Here is a 20415-nt window from a genome sequence, read left to right as displayed (position 1 = left end):
ACAAAACAGCAGGCTGTGCTCCTTCGTCGCTAAGTTTAGCCTGCTATTTTGTGCCGTTTATTACGGCGTTAGGCTAATTTTTCGAATTGTGAGATATATGATGAAGAACATCTTTTTTCTAAGAATGGATAAGGATATTGTGGCCACAGATCCCACGTTTTCACCACAATATCCTTATATTCACAGTGTTCACGGTACTTGCGGTAATCAAGAGTTGATTAAACAACAAGCAAGTATTATTTTTCCTAGATTAGAGCTTTCTGAACGTGAGTTACTCGACCGCATCTATAAACTCAAGCAAGAGCTGATCGCTAATGATGAGCTAGATGAAAAAGCACTAGGAAAACAACGCTGTGATTTAGCAATCAAGTATTGGCTAAAAACGATGCAAGTTGGAGATGTTGTGTTTGTTCGCAATCAGGCTAATCAATTGTACTTATGCCAAGTGGCTAGCTACGTGCAAAAAGACTTCTTCGATGAACATGGCTGCTTTCAACGGAAAGTTGAAAATGTACAGTTGATCGATGAAAGCTCAGTTCCTAGTGAAATCATAAATAGAACCTATGGGCGTAAAACTATTGAAAAAAATGCCTGTGAAGCGGTTAAAACTGTATTTAGAAAGCACTTTGGTAGTACGAGTACATCATTAGCCTAACAAAGCATTTAAGAGTGATTCCCAACGCTTGGCATTTTTAGTTCAAGGTTGGGTTTCGTGTTTACGGCGCAATGGTTTAGGTTTGGTGCTAGCGTTGCTCACACCTTAATGCGGCGTTAGCTTTCTTATCGAATCGAGCGTATGGAAACAGTCTACCAAATTTCTTTTTTGCCTAGTTTTGAACAAGTGAAAGTCTTACTAATATTTTCAGTGTTGGGACCTGCGGCACTGTTATATGCATATAAAAATAAAGATTATGCGAAAAGACGTTTTACTATATTTTGGGGTGGTACAGTCTCAATTACGGCTCCACTTATTTTGCTTTGTTTGATTATTAATCATGTCTCAACATACATGTCCTTTCAGTCAAAAGAGTTTGAGGTCATTAAAGGAAAAGTTAGTGTGTTACGCACCCAACCAAAAGAAGGGCATGCTCCTGGCGATTTGATTAAAATAGCTGATAGAGAAATCGAAATTGATTATTACGTTAATTCTCCCTGCTATCATCAAACAATTTCAAATGGTGGTGTTTTACAAGCGGGCAAATTAGTGGCGTTATATGTATCGAATAATTGCATTTTAAAAGTCGAAGTTAGTAAAGAAAGCTAACAAACGCATTAACACTCGCTGCGCTCGCTAGGGACAAAAACACGCAGGCTCCCTCGCTTCGCTCGTTATTATAGACTACGTATTTTTGCCGTTATGCGGGCGTTAGCTTTCTTGGAGACATATGGATTACTCGAAGTATTCAGTCAATGAATTAATGGATTGCCTCAATAATATAGATAAAGATGCACATCCGGAAAATTATAAAAAATTAGTGTTGGAAGTTGAAAACAGAAAACCTGAAATTGAGGTTGCTCAAAAACAAGACCAAGAAGAATTTACTTTCTCAACTGAAAACAGGGTCAAACTATTGAGTTGGCTGCAAATAGCAACATGTGTTGGTTTTACTATTGCCTTTGCTGATGTGCTAATTGGCTCCATGGAATTATTAGACTTAATTGTTTATGGAGTCATTGCTGTTTTTAATGGGGTAGCCGGCTATAAACTCTTAAAAAGATCACGCTACGGGTATGAGCTATCTTATCTTAATCAAATTCTTCAAATTTTAACTATAAACACCGGCACTTTGTTTTTTACCTATACAGGCTTAGGCAGCTTTTTGATTGGGATAGAAGGTGAATTATTCTTTAGGGCTAACATATTAAGCACCGATTTTAGATTCTATACTGGTGAAAACTTAGGCCAACTTGGTTTTGGCTTAGACTTAGTGGCTATTTTCTTTTTGAGTGTACTGCATTCATGTAGAGAGTTGGGGCTAGATGCGAAAGCTAACAAGCAAATTAATCAGGACAAATAACAGTTGGTTTTTGCTCCTACGTCGCTTATTTTAACCAACTGATATTCGCCCATTATTTGGGCGTTATATGGCAAGGGATATGTTTGGCACTTCAACTGTAATTTTAGGCTCAGAAACTGATGATCAACTATTCGAGGCACTTAAAATTGTCTTGGCTAGCTTTGGTGCGACAGTTAAAGAAAAGAATTATAACGTCGTAGGTTCTCAGGAAATATCGGTTTGGGAAGCAAATATCAATTCTAAAAAAATTAGGATATATTCCGAAACCTATGAAGGTTTATCAATCAAAGGTTCAACTGAATTGGTAAATAAAATTCAGGCAAAAGTGGCTGAGCAAGTTGCCATATAACACATATGAGCCTTAACCCTTTCAATAGGCACTAGTATTTCTTTGACCGTTTTATACAGTGACGGTCAACTTCAAATCAATAAACGCATTCGCTTACTTCGTCTGTGGATGTGGCTGTTAAGCACGTAGCTTACGGCAAACAAATATAAGGTGCACTACGCAATTATTAGCACAGCATTTGCTTTTATCCTCTAAAGCGCAGCATCTTTTGACCTCTTTGTGAATAATTCACTAAATTTTTTTGCACAAAGAGAAGGGAGTGAGAAGTAAATGAGGATTAACTTGAAGGCTTATATTAGCATGCGTAATACACACTACTTTAATAAAACTAACCCTTCTCTCCTTAAATAAGCGACTCAAACACCGGCAAAACGCCAATTAAAGCAACAGCAAATCCTCTTTTTATATTTTACGTAAAATCGAAGTAACTAATTGAATCAAAATAGGCTCTAGGTTATGGTTAATACATTAATAAAAACAAATTAAAAACGAGTGATCTTACAAGCTCGTTATATGCTTAGGGATAATTATGCGCAGTATCAAGAGTCGTAGATTACGTAAAAAATTATATTTAGATGAGTTTGCCATTTTAGGTTTTGAAATTTCATGCTCAATAGATGTTGCAAGTTCAGATGAGTTTGACTTGTTTTTAAATCAATTAGTATCTTTTGTTGAAGACCATGAACTAATGATTGGTGGTGGCGGAGACACTAAAGAATTTAGTGCCTTTATTTGTTCAGAGCATCGTTATGCATCAGCAACTAATGAAGATAAAGACAAAATTACGGCTTGGCTTAACAATAATAAAGCAGCAAATAATATTGTTGTTGGTGAGTTGGTAGACGCAAATTACGGCGTATAATCGGGTAGCCGGAGGTTTCCTCCAGTCCATCATGCGCTTTTTATTGGCTGGAAGTGCATTGGGCGGGGAGCCTGTAATTAGTTCAGTTATTTCTCAATAACGCTGAGCCTTGTTACGCTTAATAGTCACAAGGTTCAGTGTAATGTTAATTCCTTTTGTTTTCGAGCTTCTACAAGGGCATTCGCTTCTAAGTGCCTACCTTGGTGCTAGAAGCTAATGCTATGACGAGTCGTTCGCAACATTCCGTTAGCTTATAAACGTAGGCTATTAGGGAATAGTATCCCCAACCATGTAAATAGTTCTGGGTTTAGAATCTATATTCCTCTAAAGCGCAGCGTCTCTTGACCTCTTTGTGAATAATTCAATTAAATTTTTTTTGCACAAAGAGCAGGGAATGAGAAGTAAATGAGGATTAACTTGAAGGCTTATATTAGCATGCGTAATACACATTACTTTAATAAAACTAACCCTTATCTCCTTAAATAAGCGACTCAAACACCGGCAAAACGTCAATTAAAGCAACAGCAAACCCTCTCTTTATATTTTACGTAAAATCGAAGTAACTAATTGAATCAAAATAGAAACTCGGCTATGGTAATACATCAATAAAAATAAATAAAAACGGGTTATTCTACAGGCTCGTTAGATGTAAGAGACATGCGAAGCACAGTTCTTATAATACTTTTATCCATAATGCTCATATCATGTGGCTCATCATACAGCGTCCCACGTGCCACGTTGCATTTCGATGTTACTGATGCAAATCAACTCAATACACTGCAGGGCAGTATTAGAGACTTTCTTCAGGCTAAAGGTTTTGTCGATCTGGGAAAAGATGAAGAAATGCTTGATCTACTAAAGTGGAGTAGTGGAAAGCATAAGGGTAATTCCATCGCTAATACTAATAACGACCTAATAAGTAGAATCCATCGAACAAGGCGTTTTAAGAGCGAAGAATTAGAAGTGGATGTGGTAATAATTGATTACTCAGACCTTACGATCAAAAAGCGTTTTGTAAATTACCCGAGCTCAGAATCAGTAATATCCGATTCTCCAGCTTTGGAATTGAATATCTACAACTACAGGCCAGGAGGTTTTTCAATCGAGGGACATAAGTTATATGAAGAGATACTTTCATTTGTAGAATCAAATCATAATATGCCCATAAATATTATATTTTCACCCCCTGAAACAAACCAAAAAGAATTTTACAAGGTCTCTGCTATAAATTTTCTTACTGGCGGGGTGTGGTGGCTAATTGTTTATACGATTTCGATTGGAATTTTTGGGTTTATAATAATAAAAACACTAAACCGTACTAAGTTTACAGTTGTTAACAAGCGAGCAATATTTGCTTTGTTTGCAACCATCTTGGCTACACCACTACCTTTTCCAGCTGCAACAATATTTGTGATAGTACTGCCGAGCGTCATGGCTTTGCCTGCAATTGGGTCAGATTATTTCTCACGAATTCAGGCTTTTGCTATACCATCATTTATTGTTAGCGCCGCTTTGTGTGTACTCTTATCCATCTATTTCATAAAAGGCAGCAAAAGTAAATCCACCTAACGGCAAATACATATAAGGAGCGCTACGCAATAATCCTTACATTATTAGCACAGTATTTGCTTATATTCCTCTAAAGCGCAGCGTCTCTAAACCTCTTTGTGAATAAAATACATTTAAAGATTTTTTGCACAAAGAGCAGAGAAAGAGAAGTAAATGAGGATTAACTTGAAGGCTTATATTAGCATGCGTAAAACATATTACATAAATAGGCATATGCGTAAAAGCTGATACTCAATGTATCACTTTACTGTCTCTCGACTTAACATAACGAAAATGGTTAATACGCCAATGAATAAAGTTCCGATAAATAGAAATGAATACTCGCAAGAATCAAAGCGCTCTGTCGGCCACGAATTTCTCGCAGCGTATTATGAAGATATTAAATACGTTTGCATCAAATGTAATTGTGAGGCTGTATTTCTTGCTGAAGAGCAAAAGCAGGCTTATGAAGTAAGAAAAGAGTATATGTGGACTGAGCGTCAACTATGCTTGAGCTGCTGGAAACAAATGCGGGCAATCAAGGCTGAGTTATATAGAGTCGAGCGTGAATACTGCGAAAATAAACCTAAAGCACTATCAAATAGAGAATTTCTTACTCAATGGTTGGGGATGTTGGAGCTTTATCCAAAGTTCGGAAAAAAGGCGAATCTTGCAAGGATAGATTTCGTCAAAAAGCACCTGAAAAGTAATGTATAGTGAAGTTATGGAAACAATTAGGTTAATTTTACTCATTAGTGGCTTTAATTGTATGATAAATTAGTTATTTACTTCATGTAAAAACAGTGGAATGATAAAAATACAATTACATCACTAATAAAATAACAATATGAAACATTTATTTGTCATCATTTTTAGCCTTGTGCTTAGTAGCAACGCAGTTGCATTTGAAGTTAAGAGCAGCACTTTCGTTGGGCAAAAAACAAAGATAGAACAGCCGATAACGGTAGTCCTGCCGGATAATTATTCGAGCGATAAACGTTACAATGTGATCTATGTATTACATGGTTTTAGCGGTAACCACACTGATTGGACTAAATTAACTGATATAGAACAATTAGCAGATCAGTATGATGTGATAGTTGTAAACCCAGACGGTAACTACGGCGCTTGGTATTTAAATTCGCCAGTGCTTAATGATTCACAATATGAAACTTATATAGCAGAAGATGTAGTAAATTATATAGATAACACCTATTCGACCAATCGGTCTAAAGTGGGGCGGGGGATCACTGGCCTATCAATGGGAGGTTATGGTGCATTGAACGTTGCTATTAATAACCAACAGGTATTTGCCGCGGTTACGTCTATGTCTGGTGGTGTGGATTTACGGCCCTTTGCTGCTGAGTTTGGTATTGAAAAGGTATTAGGTGAGTATAGCCAATATCCACAGCGCTGGGATAATGCATCCATCATCAATAATTTACATAAACTGGCTGCGGGTAATACACGTTGGAAGAAAACCGCTGATAACCTGCCTATTATGCTTGATATTGGTGTTGATGATTTTTTTATTGAGCAAAACCGTGAACTTCATGACGCGTTATTAGCACTTAGGATCCGCCATGATTATGTAGAACGCCCCGGTATACATGACTGGCACTATTGGCAAAAAGTTATTCCTTATCAATTTTTGTTTTTAACTAGCCACATGCAAAAGATAGATAAATGAGTTTAATACTCGGGCGCTCGATTATAATTTTTACATTATAAAATATAAATACAATCGGTGAGGGAATTAGGCTGTGAAGATGCAATGCTCAGATAAACTATTCGTGTATGAAAAATCACTATAAAGTTAAACTGAGCATTGTATTGATCTATCCTGTAACACTATGGGCTATTTTAATCTTTATCAACTGTTGTAATAGCATTTAACTCAGGCATCAAATTGAGCCTATTGTGAATAGCGTGATGAATAAATGACAGTTTAGTTCTTACAGACTGCGTTAATACAAACGGGTAAGCATCTGCTAAGCCCATGCTGCGATTTAAAGAGTTTAAAATAACTGAAAATTCCATCCAACTATCAAGCAGACTATCTATCGATGTTTGGGCATAAAAATAATATGAATTTTGCGGCAATCTTAGCTCATCCGCATCTTCTATATCAAATTCGTTACCAGTGGTTGAGCCTGTAATAGAAAAGTTTTTTGCTGTTTCCAATGTGTCTATTATATGCATGTAGTGAGCCCATGTTTCTGCCCAATCTTCGAAAGGGTGCATAGTGGCATATTCACTGATGAAATGTTCGTGCCAGTTAGCTGGCGCGCCATTTTTATAATGGGCATCGATTGCTAGCTGGTAATCCAGTGAGTCATCACCAAAGTATTGTTTACACAAAGCATGCTTTTTAGGACAACCCACAATTAATTGATCAAAATAGTAGTGGCCTAATTCATGGCGAAAATGTCCAAGCAAAGTACGATAGCGTTCACCCATAGCGAGCTTGGTTTGTGAGCGTGCAACATCATCAGCTTCCGCTAAATTGATGGTAATATGTCCGCAATCGTGGCCTGTAAAAACATTGTCTTGGCCTTCAAGTTTTGTGGCAAAGTGATCAATTACACTACGGTCAGTGATAAAGTCAAAACTAAGTCCGCTTTGTGGATCTTGAACAAGGTTATTTAAAGGCACGCCGAGTGCTTTTAGCGTATACAGAGCACGACGTTTTGCCGTTTCCATTTTAGTCCACAGCGGTATATGTTCATTGATGCTTAAATCTGGAATTGTTTCGTTAAATTTACAGGCAAAACATAGCACTTCTTCAGAATCAGCTTTAGGTATAAAACTATCCATATTGACCATACCATTGCATGCACCATACTGAGCATTATTATCACATTTTTTGTAATGCGACTGGGGGGCAGATTGTTTGTAGTATAGCCCGGTACTTTCATCAAATTCATAGGGCTCAACAGCAGAAAATTCGTCATCTATGCCCACTGTTTTTTGACAAGCAATACAATGACTACTTTCAAAAAATAAAATTTGGTCGTCTTTACAATTACACTTGAAGGTTTTCATACATCATGCACTCATTAATAAACATAAAGTAATTAACTACTGATCTAAATACGATTTAATAAATCTGATTTTTTGTCATTAAACTCAGACTCGGTTAAAGCACCGCAGTCATAGAGCTGTGCAAGTTTTTCAATTATTTCAAGCGTTTCTGTGACAGAGTATTGTGCTGCATTAACATTGGATGGTGATACTTGCTTTTCTGTTTGTTGTTCAAAAGCCTCCTCAGGTTGAAAAGAAGGATGTTGAATGAAAGCCTCAGGTTGAGCAAAGTTAGTGTTTTGAACTGGTGGCGTGTTAGCCGCACTATCATTTGAGATAATCGGTAAACTAGTAACGCTGATATTTCCCCATTGACTGTTAAAGGTAAGCGAGGCGTTGCCTCCTTGTTGTTGGCTAACGCCGCCAATTTGATGATCGAGCGTATCGTACAAGGTTACTTTGCCATTTTGTTCAACAGCTAAACGATTATTAAAAACAGCATAGCGGGTATTATTCTGTGCCCCTGTACTTGAAGGAGTCCCTAAGTTATTCGGCCACCATTGATTACTGCCCGGCGTGCCAGCGGGTATTACAGGAAAAACTTGGTTATTGCTTAATACGGTTGCAAGCTCATTACACAAGTTATCAACGGTGTTCTTTAAGCCATTATTAAACATGTCACCGACCATTGTCATTCCGCCGCGCATCCATTGACCAGACCCGCCAAGTTCAGGGCAGTTAAATTGCGCCATTGAACAACCGCCATTATTAACCGCAACTAACATATGCACAACAGCCTCATAGCTCAAACCATAACGCGCAGAAATGCCTTTCACTAAGTTGTCACCAATGTCTGTTAATGTTTGCATAATAAGAGTCCTTAATAGGGGTCGATAAGAGTGAATTACGATAACGCTGCTTGATATAAACAATTTATCTTACACAGTGGGACTAATAAAAAGCATAATTCACTGCCGACTTTGCTTGTTTAAACGCACTAAGCTTGCTAGTTTGCATTTAAGGATGATTAAAAATCAAGCTACTATACCATTGTTATAGCCCTTAGATAGGGTTTAATTGTGAACTATTTTTTAACTGTGATTCAGTTCAACAACGTACTGTAACTTTTCATCGTGAGCTACCTATAAGGTGATGAGGTTTCCTACGTTTTATAAAAAACTTATCTAACTTGGTGCACCTTGTTGCACCAAATAGTTTAACAAATGCTCTGATTTTTATTGGTTGTGTCAGCAAACAAGGCTTTTGCTTGATTTTTACACTAAAATGCTGATTTGATTATATGAATTAAATGGAATGTATATTGCTTCATAACTAACCAGGTAGTTTTAGTTACTACCCAGTCAAGCGATAAAAAATGGCTATACAAAATTAAAGAGGATTTAATAGATGACGATTACTGTTGGTATAGCGCACCATACTCAATATAAATACGACCGTTCTGTAAATATGGGACCACATGTTTTTCGCTTACGCCCAGCCCCCCACAGTCGCACAAAAATAAAAAGTTATTCATTAAAAATAATTCCAGAAGACCATTATATCAATTGGCAGCAAGACCCTTTTGGCAATTACCAAGCAAGGGTGGTGTTTAATAAGCCCACTACAGAATTTAGTTTTACTGTGGACTTAGTTGCTGAGATGACGGTGATAAATCCGTTTGACTTCTTTTTAGAAGAATATGCAGAAGAGTTTCCGTTTGAATACGATAAAATTTCTAAAGCTGAACTAACTCCATATTTAAAAAAACGTAAGCCAAGTCCTAAGTTTCAAACGTTAATTGAGTCGTTACAACCAGAGCAACCAATAAGAAGTGTTGATTTTTTAGTGGCCGTTAATCAAGCCATTTATAACTTGGTGGGCTATGGCATACGTTTAGAGCCGGGAGTACAAACTGCCAACGAAACACTGACTAAAAAAACAGGCTCATGTAGAGATTCAGCCTGGCTTTTGGTACAGCTTTTTCGTCATTTAGGCCTAGCAGCGCGTTTTGTATCGGGTTATTTGATTCAGCTTACCTCAGATCAAAAGTCACTTGACGGCCCAAGTGGGCCAGAAGAAGACTTTACAGATTTACATGCTTGGACTGAAGTTTATATACCTGGCGCTGGCTGGATTGGACTTGATCCTACCTCTGGTCTATTTGCTGGCGAAGGACATATTCCACTTGCTTGTACCCCAGAGCCTAGCTCAGCGGCCCCGGTGTCAGGGGGAATAGACGAGTGCAAATCAGAGTTTAGTTTTTATAACAAAGTAACCCGTGTGCATGAAGACCCACGTGTAACTAAGCCCTATTCTCAAACACAATGGGCAGCTATAAACCGTTTAGGTCAACAAGTTGATGATATATTCGACCAAGAAGGTGTTCACCTTACAATGGGTGGTGAACCGACGTTTATTTCTATCGATGATATGGAGCATCCGCAGTGGAATACAGAAGCGGACGGCAAAGAAAAACGTGTCTTGGCACAAAATCTATTTGTAGCCATGAACAAAGTATACACAAAAGGTGGTTTTACTCATTACGGCCAAGGTAAGTGGTACCCTGGTGAACCGTTACCGCGTTGGCAATATGCGTGTTATTGGCGTAAAGATGGTAAAGCGTTGTGGCACGATGCCAGTTTGTTAGCTGATCCTAATAAAAATTACAAATTAGAGCACACCGATGCTAAGCGCTTTATAGAAAAGTTATGTGGCGAGTTTGGCCTTGATACAAAAGCAATCACAACTGCCTATGAAGATATCTTGTATCATTTATGGCAAGAAGCATCCCTCCCTAAAGAGGTAAGCCCTAAGCAACCAGAATTACTTAATGCCATGAGTCGAAAAGGCTTTTTAGCTAAGATGGAGCAGGGGTTAGAAAACCCCATTGGTTATGTTCTACCGCTGCAATTTAACGATTCAAAATATTGTTGGCAGTCTTGTATATGGGAATTTAAACGCGAATATTGTTTTTTATTACCGGGTGAATCACCACTTGGTTATAGATTACCCCTTGATAGCCTTCAGTGGTCAGGCAATATTATAGAACGTGATCCGTTCGATATTCCTGAAGGTTTTAGTAAAGACAAAAAAATTAAAAAGGGCTTTATTGGCCAGCAAATGATAAAGACCGCAATGGCATTGGAGGTCAGAGAAGGGCGTTTATATATTTTTATGCCACCAACGAGCCATTTTGAACACTATATTGCGCTGTTAAATGCGATTGAAAATACAGCAAAAGCATTAAAAATCCCTGTTATCATCGAAGGCTACAGTCCACCCAAAGACAGCCGAGTTGAAAAATATGCGGTGACGCCTGATCCAGGTGTGATTGAGGTAAATATTCATCCATCTACTTCTTGGCAGCAGTTAGTTGAGCGCACAACAACACTGTACGATCTGGCAAAGCAAACTCGCTTAGGCACAGATAAATTTATGGCTGATGGCCGGCACACAGGTACTGGCGGCGGTAACCATGTAACACTTGGTGGAGAAACACCAGAGCAAAGCCCATTTCTGCGACGTCCAGATATATTAAGAAGTTTTATAACGTATTGGCAGCATCACCCTGGTTTATCGTACTTATTTTCAGGATTATTTATTGGCCCAACGAGCCAAGCACCTCGGGTGGATGAGGCTCGCGATGAACTATTGTATGAGCTTGAAATTGCATTTTCACATATGCCAGAGGGAGAAGTACCTGAACCTTGGTTGGTTGATAGGTTATTGCGTAACTTGCTCGTTGATTTAACAGGCAATACCCACAGAGCAGAATTTTGCATTGATAAACTTTACTCGCCAGATTCAGCAACCGGGCGATTAGGTATTGTAGAATTTAGAGGCTTTGAAATGCCCCCTCATTCGCAAATGAGTTTAGTGCAAATGTTGCTGCTGAGAACTTTATTAGCTTGGTTTTGGAAAAAGCCATATCACAAGCCATTAGTACGTTGGGGAACTGAGTTACATGATAAATTTTTATTGCCTGAGTATGTTGAAAATGATTTAGCTGAAGTTGCACGAGATTTACAAGAAGCGGGCTTTGCTTTTCAATTAAGTTGGTTAAATCCATTTTTTGAATTTAGATTCCCTGTTTGTGGTACCAGAGAGCTAGATGATGTCACTTTAGAATTAAGAACGGCAATTGAGCCTTGGCATGTATTAGGCGAAGAAGCGAGTGCCTCTGGCACAGCCCGTTATGTAGACTCATCTTTAGAGCGGGTGCAAATAAAAGTACTAGGGACAATCAGCGACCGTTATATCGTTTCGTGTAATGGCCGTCGAGTTCCTCTTAAGACCGTTAAAGGCAAAGCCAAGGATGAAATGGTTGCTGGCATTAGATACCGAGCATGGCAGCCTCCTACAGCGTTACACCCAACAATTGGTGTGCACGCACCTTTGGTATTTGATTTAATTGATACGTGGGAGGGGCGTTCACTCGGTGGCTTTGTATACCATGTTAGTCACGCTGGTGGGCGCAACCCTGAAACGCTCCCTGTAAATGCATTTGAAGCAGAAGGTAGGCGTGTAGCACGTTTTTGGGAGCATGGTCATACTCCTTCATTATTAGCGACGAGTGAACCGAGTTGGAGCCCTTCGGCAGTGACACGCAGTTTTGAGTCAGCTGAGACGGTAAGTGAGTTTGTCGTGCCTGATGAAGAGAGCATCAATAATGACTACCCAAACACGCTTGATTTAAGAAGGCAGCCAAGATTTAGGTAATAAAGCAATAAACGATTTTAATTTAAATATACTTAAGTTGAAGACGTTATTTCTAAGCAATTTGGCAAAATATTGAACTACAATGGTGTTTAATTCTATCTCTGCGGAGTGCTTTTAGTTTGTACATTAATAATAATGCGATGCCACAATTACCTACTTGGTTGTCTTTATATCTTGAGAAAACTCATAACCATGATGAGCTGGCAAATCACAGTGGCCTGAACCCTGAGCATTGGGATACACTTTTTAATCGTCTGGCTAATCTTAGCGCAGACGATGTGAGTAGTCGTGCTATTGAAATAAGACAGCTTTTGCAAAATGGTAATATAAAAAGTGAGCGGGATCAGCAATGGCATTTTGATCCGTTACCGTTTATGTTTTCTCGCGAAGACTGGAATACACTTGAACAGGGCATTAAGCAAAGAACACTATTACTTAATCATATTCAACAAGATATTTATTCGCAGCAAGACCTGCTTATTAGTTGGCAAATTTCAGCTCAGCAATTGTATCAAGACAGCCATTATTTACGTGAAGGATTTAGCTTACCAATTGATGAGCTAAAATTGTTTTTTACTGCCGTGGATATTTACCGTACCCCCTCGGGTGAATTTAAAGTGTTGGCAGATCACTGCCAGTGTCCGCTCGGCTTAGGCTTATTACTTAAAAATCGTATCATTGCTAGGCGAGTGATGGCTGAGGAATTTGCCGAATGTAATGTTCAGCAAATAAAAGAGTTTTTAAACCTGTTTCAAAAGGGGATTAACGATTTTATCCATTATATGGATGACCCGCGTATCGTTATTTTAACGCAAGGGATTGATGACCCAAATTATAATGAGCATGCATTTATATCTACTTACTTTGGTTACACATTAGTTCAAAGTGCTGATCTAACTGTACGCGGCGGTGAGGTTTGTTTAAAGTCACTGCAAGGTTTGGGGAAAATAAATGTCATTTTGCGCTGGATACCTGATAAAAGCATCGATTCATTAGAACAAACAGAGTATTCATTACATGGTATACCCGGTTTATTGCAAGCTGTACGTCAAGGCTCGGTCAAAGTATTAAATCCTTTTGGCAGCGGTGTACTGTCATCAGTTGCAATTCAGTCTAATTTAGCAGGTTTATCAGAGCAATTTCTACAGCAACCTTTATTACTTGATGGACCAAAATATTACAGTATTGAACAAGTTAAAGTCTCAGACTGGCCATTATATGAACTTGGTAGTTATAAGGATACTAATCTAAAATTAGATGGTGATATAGAAGCTGATAAAATTCAAAAACTTATTAATAAACAATCGAATGATTATTACTTTAAAGAAAAGCCAGTATTTAGTAGTGCGCCATTTTGGGATGATGGTAAGTTAATTGCTAAACCCGTTATATTTAGGTGTTATGCATTATCAACTGAAAGTGGTGTTGAAGTTTTGCCCTCAGCACTGTGTTTTTCTGCCGAATATAAAGGTTTAAAAGCTCAAGGCGGCTGGCTTAAAGACACATGGATCAATACCAGTCAGGACTTAGATTTGATTGAGCAAAGCCCGCCTGTTCCGATCAAAAAAAGAATGGATGTTACTTTACTCGAAGGTGTCGTTTCTAGTCGGACAGCGGAGCATTTATTTTGGCTAGGTCGCTATTTAGAGCGTTGTGAAAACACTATAAGAATATTGCGTATATTTATTGATAGGTACACTGAGCTTGCTATTTACCCTGATTCAATTCGCCGCAACACGGTCGCTAGGTTAATGACGGCAATTGGTGATCAGCATATTGTTTACCCTTATGTCGAGCAGGCAATGCAGCTAAAAGAATGTGAACCGTCAGAATCTAAAGAAACCGCGTTTGCTCTTTTAGCCGATGAGTTACGTGGGGGAAGCATCATAAATACATTACGCTACTTGGCAAATGGCTCAGTGCAAATTCAAGAACTGTTATCACATGATAGTCGTCGCATTCTTGATGAAATCAATGATCAAATTAAAGTACTAAAACATGTAAATCTTAATATTTCATCTCGTGCTATGCAAAGTATTCTCGATAAAGTGATTGGTTTAATTATGGCATTTAACGGCTCCTTAATGGACTGTATGCCGAACAGTAATGGCTGGTTTTTACTAGAAATGGGACGCCGCATTGAACGCAGTTTACAAATTACCTCTTTAACTGCGTCTTTACTCACTCAGGAACTTGAACAGGCTGAAGAGCTAGGTCTACTCGAAGCCGTTTTGAGTAGCCAAGTTAGCTTAGTGACGCATAAGCGCCGTTATCGTATGTATCAGAGTATTGGTACTGGGTTGGAATTATTGTTGCTTGATGCCGAATACCCGCGTTCATTACTTTTTCAATTAGAGCAAATAAACCAGCTCTGTCAGCATTTACCTACGAAGCGAAGACAAGGTGTTATTGCTGCACACGAAAAAGCAATTTTACTCTCTAAAACAAGTTGTTACGTAACAGAAAAAGATTATTTGCAATTAACAGATTCGGGTGTGCGTGAACAGCTCATCGAGTTCACCCACAATATACGCGTAAACTTGGAAACGGTTTGCGATGTATTGTTATTACAGTACTTTTCACACACACAAACCGCAAATAAATTAAATTGGACTAATATTGAGCAAGCCCAATCGTGAAATATAAAATAAAACATAAGACAACATATCGCTATGCTGACTACGTTAGCTTGTGTCAAAATCAAGCTAGATTAACGCCGAAGAGCAATCGTGCTCAGGTATGCCATAGCAGTCGTATTGAGATTGAACCGGCGGCACATTTTATTCAAGAGTTTACCGACTACTTTGATAACAAAGTAACGGCTTTCGAAATAGCGACACAACATAGAAAACTGATAGTGACAATGACCAGTGAAGTAGAGCTGTTAGTTTCAGCTAATAGTAATTTACATGACGCTGATATGCCGTGGCACGAAGCTCGCAGTCTTTTAGAAAAGCCAAATACCACTGCGTTATTAAAAACATCTGAGTTCATTTTGCCATCCCAATTGACACCGATTGTCGATGGTATACAGGAATATGCGCTCACCTCTTTCAAACCTGATATTGGTTTAATTGAAGGGTGCAAAGATCTCATGGCACGAATATTTCATGAGTTTAAGTATGATCCTGGTTTTACCACTATTAGCACACCGTTGAGCGTGGTATTTGCACAAAAAAGGGGCGTTTGCCAAGATTTTGCACATTTCGCGTTAGCGTGCTTACGAAGTATTGGTTTAGCAGCTCGCTATGTAAGTGGCTATATAGAAACTTTACCTCCAGAGGGCGAAGAAAAGTTAGAAGGAGCAGATGCAACACATGCATGGTTCTCTATTTTTGTACCTCAGCTTGGTTGGGTCGACTTTGATCCGACCAATAATGTTCTCCCTAAAGAGCAACATGTTACTTTAGCTGTTGGGCGTGACTTCTCAGATGTAACCCCTTTAAAAGGAGTGGTATTTGGTGGCGGATCTCAGTTGCTAGATGTGGCAGTGGATATGATTCGATTGGAGTAATTAAAACAACTTCGTATTTAAAATGGACAAGGCGGAAGGATGTATGAAAATTGACTGGAAAGCGTATAAAACTAATGGCTTTTTTGACGAATTAATAGACGCGCAAGGCAATGTTCGATCCCATGGTAAGCAGTTAGCAGAGTTTTTTTCCAGCTTATCTAAACAAGAATTAGCTAAAGCCAGAGCCGTAGCTGATCTAGCCATTAAAGAAATGGGGATTACGTTCACTGTTTATAATGAAGGTAATATGATTGATCGAGCGTGGCCGTTCGATATTATCCCAAGAACGATTGGTAAAAAAGAATGGCAAAACGTTGAAGTTGGTTTAAAGCAACGTGTTGAAGCGCTTAACCTATTTATAGATGATTTATACCATGATCAAAAAATAATTAAAGATGGTATTTTTCCTAAAGGGTTACTTGAAAAGTCGGTTAATTTTCGCCAGCAATGTGTCGGAATAACCCCGCCAAATAAAATTTGGGCGCACATTTGCGGCTCAGATCTGGTTCGTGATGGTAAAGGCACCATGTATGTGCTTGAAGATAACTTGCGGGTCCCCTCAGGCGTGTCTTACATGCTCGAGAACCGCTCTGTTATGAAGCGAGTATTTCCGGAGCTATTTGAGGAAGTGTCGATTTTACCTGTTGATGATTACCCATCACAGCTATTTGATATGCTAGCTGCCATGTCACCGCGCCCAGACGATAAACCAGAAGTTGTGGTATTAACACCGGGTGTGTTCAATTCTGCCTATTTTGAGCACTGTTATTTAGCTCAAGAAATGGGCTGTGAATTGGTAGAAGGTCGTGATTTAGTTGTTGAAAAAGATGACTGTGTTTATATGCGCACAATTACTGGCTTACAGCGAGTCGATGTAATATATCGTCGTATCGATGACTTGTTTTTAGATCCAGAAGCCTTCTTACCCGAATCACAGTTAGGTGTGCCTGGTTTAATGCGTGCTTGGTCTAAGGGCAATGTGGCACTTGTTAATGCACCTGGCGCTGGCGTTGCAGATGATAAAGTGGTTTATGCTTACGTGCCTGACATTATAAAATATTACTTGGGTGAAGAACCAAAAATAGAAAATGTACCAACGTATAAATGTTTAGACCCTAAAGAATGTGATTACGTTATTAAAAATATCGACAAACTAGTCGTCAAACCTGCCAATGAATCTGGCGGCTATGGTTTATTAATTGGTCCAAAATCGACTAAGAAAGAGCAACAAGAAACCATTGCACAAATAAAAGCAGACCCTCGTAACTGGGTTGCCCAACCTACACTTGATTTATCGACAGTACCAACCTTTGATGGGACTGAACCACAGGGTCGTCATGTAGATCTGCGACCGTTTATTTTGTCGTCAGGCAATGATACACAAATCACTACTGGTGGTTTAACGCGCGTAGCCATGATCAAAGGTTCTTTAGTGGTAAATTCATCACAAGGCGGTGGCAGTAAAGATACATGGATAGTTGACGAAGAGGCTAAATAATATGTTATCAAGAGTAGGTGAAACTTTGTATTGGGTAGCACGCTATGTTGAGCGTGCTGAAAATGTTGCTCGCTTAATTAACGTCAACAATATGCTGATGATGGATTTGCCAAAAGGTGTATGCACTGGATGGGAGCCCTTAATTGACATAATAGGTGCGCGAAAGGCTTATCAAGAAAAGCACGCAGACTATTCTGAGCAAAAAGCACTTCGGTATTTACTGGTTGGCAGTGAAAATGGCTCGTCTATTTTAAATTCCATTATCTACGCAAGAGAGAGCGCCCGTACGATACGTGACGTTATGCCACGTGATGTATGGGAGGAAATAAATTCGTTATATTACTATGTTAAAGACAATCAAAAAGAGGGGCTTGCTAAGCGTGGTCGATTCGCTTACCTAAAGGCAATTATAGAGTCTGCTCATCAAATTTTTGGTGCTATCGATGCGACACTTAATCATGATCAAGGCTTTACGTTTATCCGCTTTGGTTCGTTGATTGAACGAGCTGATATGACATCACGTATTTTAGATATACGCTCAGAGACGTTGATAACCAGTGATGAAGCAAAGCCTTATGAGAATATTCAGTGGATCAGTTTGTTGCGTTCATTAAGTGCATATCAAATGTATAGGCAACAGATGGGCGTTCGAGTGCAACGAGCTGATGTATTAGAGTTTATAATGCATAGTGACGTGTTCCCACGTTCAATTTTATTTTGTTTATTAGAATTAAAGTCCCTCATTATGCCACTTGAAAGTTCTACTGATATTATTAAATTAATTGATATAGCTATTGATGATTTAAAAAATAAAGATGTCAGATCTTTGAAAAATGGGCATTTGCATAATTATATCGATCAAATACAAATAGAATTAGCTGGTATTCATAACGCACTTGCGCAAACGTACTTTTTAAAACCAGTTGAATAAAGCAAGGTATACGCCCAACAAATACTGACGTTGGGCGCTTACAGTTTAAGAAAATGCGCTTTCTTTTATTTCTGCTTGCATTTGTTCACGCATTTTAAATTTTTGTAGCTTACCCGTCACCGTCATCGGGTAGTGTTCAACAAACCGTATGTGCTTCGGTACTTTAAAGTAGGCGAGTTTATCTTTTAAGAAAGTGCGTATTTCTTGCTCTGTTAATATCGCATCTTCTTTGGGTTGCACCCAGGCACAGACTTCTTCACCGTATTTTTCATCACTGATACCAAAAATAGCGGCATCTTGCACGCCCGGATAAGTGTAGAGTACTTCTTCAATTTCTCGCGGGTAGATATTCTCTCCACCGCGAATAATCATATCTTTTATCCTCCCTACAATGGCAACAAAGCCTTGCTCATCCATTACCCCTAAATCACCCGAATGCAGCCAGCCATCTTTATCAATCGTTGCGGCGGTTTTTTCTTCGTCATTCCAATAGCAGCGCATAATACCAGCGCCTCGGCTACATACTTCACCGGGCAGGCCGATTTTTTGAATATTGCCCACTTCATCAATTATTTTTACTTCGGTATGGGCGAGGGCGCGGCCAACTGTGGTGACTTGTTTCTCGATAGGGGAATCAATTTCAGTGACATTATTAATAGGGCTGCATTCAGTTTGACCATAGCCAATTACCACTTCTTTCATATGCATTAGTGAGTGCACTTTTCGCATTACCTGCTCTGGGCAGGTTGATCCAGCCATTATGCCGGTGCGTAAACTTGATAAATCAAAACGGGAGAAATCTTTTAGTTCAAGCTCTGCGATAAACATAGTAGGCACGCCATGAAGCGCGGTGCAGCGCTCTTGCTCAACCACTTCTAAGGTGGTGGTTGGATCAAACGATTCGCCGGGGAACACTGCAGTGGCACCTTTGCTGATACACACAAGGTTTCCTAGTACCATGCCAAAGCAATGATACAAAGGCACGGGGATACACAGTTTATCTGCGGCAGTTAACCCCATGGCATTAGCCATTAAAAAACCATTATTCAAAATGTTGCGATGCGATAAAGTCGCCCCTTTTGGGTTACCCGTCGTGCCAGAAGTAAACTGGATATTGATATCTTGGTCTGGTTTTAGTGTTGCTGCAATGCTCTTGAGTGCTTGTTGTGTTGCATCGTTGGGCAGTGCCATAACGTGTTTAAAACTAAACATGCCCGGTGCAGGTTCATCGCCAATACGAATAATATTCTTTAAATCAGGTAAATTTTTTGCGCTGAGTTGCCCAGGAGTTGCTGTTGCAAGTTCTGGCAGTAACTCATTAAGCATATCAAGGTAATTACTGGCTTTAAAATTAGAGGCGGTAATAAGGGTAGAGCACTGTACCGAGTTAAGCGCATATTGTAATTCATTAGGGCGATAGGCTGGATTAATGCAGACCATAATGGCCCCGATCTTAGCTGTTGCAAATTGCGTTAAGCACCACTCAAGATTATTAGGTGACCAGATACCAACCCGATCACCTGGTTTCACCCCTAAAGCGAGCAAGCCCATTGCCAGTTGGTTGATTTGTTGTTGATAATCTTTATAACTTAAGCGAATATTTTGATGATGAACGACTATTGCTGGGTGATGTGGGTTATTGTCGACAATATCGTCAAGGTAATTACCAATTGTTTTATTGATCAATGCAGGACTCTGAGCCCCCTGATAGTAGCTTTTTGATAACCCTATTGGATTTTTGACTTTATTATTTGTGTCGCTTGCAGTTTCGTTAATCTGTTCTACTTGCATCATCATTCTCCGTGTCAATGTTGTGAGAGTTTACATTGTTAGAAAAACACAGATTGTCGACAAAGGAAAGGGCTATACGACCAATGTAGCAATAAAAAGCAGAAATTATAGGCAATAAAAAACGCTAGTAGTATGTGCAAACATGGTCGCAATACGCACTA

16 protein-coding genes are annotated in these 20415 nt (G+C 39.1%); 13 read left to right on the top strand and 3 right to left on the bottom strand.

The genetic code is table 11. The features are described 5' to 3' along the window. Positions 1 to 97 precede the first annotated feature (97 nt). The 8 genes from V7783_RS14305 to V7783_RS14270 all read left to right on the top strand — a co-directional run bounded on the left by V7783_RS14305 (position 98) and on the right by V7783_RS14270 (position 6467). Positions 98 to 655: a hypothetical protein gene (locus V7783_RS14305; RefSeq protein WP_335679284.1), complete on the top strand. Its 558-nt coding sequence runs from the start codon at positions 98 to 100 to the stop codon at positions 653 to 655. Between the two features lie 141 nt (positions 656 to 796). Then, positions 797 to 1264 (top strand): hypothetical protein, encoded by a 468-nt coding sequence (locus tag V7783_RS14300; protein WP_335679283.1) that lies wholly within the window; start codon positions 797 to 799, stop codon positions 1262 to 1264. Between the two features lie 121 nt (positions 1265 to 1385). Then, the gene (locus V7783_RS14295) at positions 1386 to 2018 is read left to right on the top strand and encodes a hypothetical protein (RefSeq protein ID WP_335679282.1); all 633 of its coding nucleotides are present in this window, start codon (positions 1386 to 1388) and stop codon (positions 2016 to 2018) included. A gap of 79 nt (positions 2019 to 2097) precedes the next feature. Continuing rightward, positions 2098 to 2367, top strand: coding sequence for a hypothetical protein (locus V7783_RS14290; protein ID WP_335679281.1), 270 nt, complete (start codon positions 2098 to 2100; stop codon positions 2365 to 2367). 529 nt (positions 2368 to 2896) lie between these two features. Beyond that, a complete protein-coding gene (locus V7783_RS14285; protein WP_335679280.1) occupies positions 2897 to 3229 on the top strand; it encodes a YggL family protein in 333 nt (110 codons plus the stop codon). A 657-nt stretch (positions 3230 to 3886) separates the two neighbouring features. Continuing rightward, positions 3887 to 4798: a hypothetical protein gene (locus V7783_RS14280; protein WP_335679279.1), complete on the top strand. Its 912-nt coding sequence runs from the start codon at positions 3887 to 3889 to the stop codon at positions 4796 to 4798. Between the two features lie 288 nt (positions 4799 to 5086). After that, positions 5087 to 5494, top strand: a complete 408-nt coding sequence (locus V7783_RS14275) for a zinc-ribbon domain containing protein (RefSeq protein ID WP_335679278.1) — start codon at positions 5087 to 5089, stop codon at positions 5492 to 5494. Positions 5495 to 5624: 130 nt separating this feature from the next. After that, positions 5625 to 6467, top strand: a complete 843-nt coding sequence (locus V7783_RS14270; RefSeq protein WP_335679277.1) for an alpha/beta hydrolase — start codon at positions 5625 to 5627, stop codon at positions 6465 to 6467. A gap of 173 nt (positions 6468 to 6640) precedes the next feature. Here the strand turns inward: V7783_RS14270 and V7783_RS14265 are convergent, their stop codons facing one another. After that, the gene (locus tag V7783_RS14265) at positions 6641 to 7822 is read right to left on the bottom strand and encodes a zinc-binding metallopeptidase family protein (protein ID WP_335679276.1); all 1182 of its coding nucleotides are present in this window, start codon (positions 7820 to 7822) and stop codon (positions 6641 to 6643) included. A 44-nt stretch (positions 7823 to 7866) separates the two neighbouring features. Beyond that, a complete protein-coding gene (locus V7783_RS14260) occupies positions 7867 to 8670 on the bottom strand; it encodes an SHOCT domain-containing protein (protein ID WP_335679275.1) in 804 nt (267 codons plus the stop codon). A 538-nt stretch (positions 8671 to 9208) separates the two neighbouring features. On the opposite strand from V7783_RS14260, the gene V7783_RS14255 reads away from it, so the two are divergent. From V7783_RS14255 to V7783_RS14235, 5 genes are all read left to right on the top strand, one after another. Then, entirely contained in the window at positions 9209 to 12520 is a 3312-nt protein-coding gene (locus V7783_RS14255) for a transglutaminase family protein (protein ID WP_335679274.1), read from the top strand. Between the two features lie 119 nt (positions 12521 to 12639). Next, positions 12640 to 15159: a circularly permuted type 2 ATP-grasp protein gene (locus V7783_RS14250; RefSeq protein ID WP_335679273.1), complete on the top strand. Its 2520-nt coding sequence runs from the start codon at positions 12640 to 12642 to the stop codon at positions 15157 to 15159. Continuing rightward, on the top strand, positions 15156 to 16034 hold the full coding sequence (locus V7783_RS14245) for a transglutaminase family protein (RefSeq protein WP_335679272.1): 879 nt from the start codon (positions 15156 to 15158) through the stop codon (positions 16032 to 16034). The genes V7783_RS14250 and V7783_RS14245 overlap by 4 nt, the downstream gene beginning before the upstream one ends. Before the next feature lie 43 nt (positions 16035 to 16077). Further along, a complete protein-coding gene (locus V7783_RS14240; RefSeq protein ID WP_335679271.1) occupies positions 16078 to 17532 on the top strand; it encodes a circularly permuted type 2 ATP-grasp protein in 1455 nt (484 codons plus the stop codon). 1 nt (position 17533) lies between these two features. Beyond that, on the top strand, positions 17534 to 18463 hold the full coding sequence (locus tag V7783_RS14235; RefSeq protein WP_335679270.1) for an alpha-E domain-containing protein: 930 nt from the start codon (positions 17534 to 17536) through the stop codon (positions 18461 to 18463). Positions 18464 to 18508: 45 nt separating this feature from the next. On the opposite strand, the gene V7783_RS14230 is transcribed toward V7783_RS14235, so the two are convergent. Next, complete coding sequence (locus tag V7783_RS14230) at positions 18509 to 20254, bottom strand: AMP-binding protein (RefSeq protein WP_335679269.1); 1746 nt, start codon at positions 20252 to 20254, stop codon at positions 18509 to 18511. Positions 20255 to 20415 lie beyond the last annotated feature (161 nt).

It is taken from the genome of Pseudoalteromonas sp. (assembly GCF_036960685.1).
Taxonomy (GTDB): domain Bacteria; phylum Pseudomonadota; class Gammaproteobacteria; order Enterobacterales; family Alteromonadaceae; genus Pseudoalteromonas.
The sequence above is the reverse complement of the archived record's forward strand: the minus strand, read 5'-3'. Positions and strand labels throughout refer to the sequence as shown.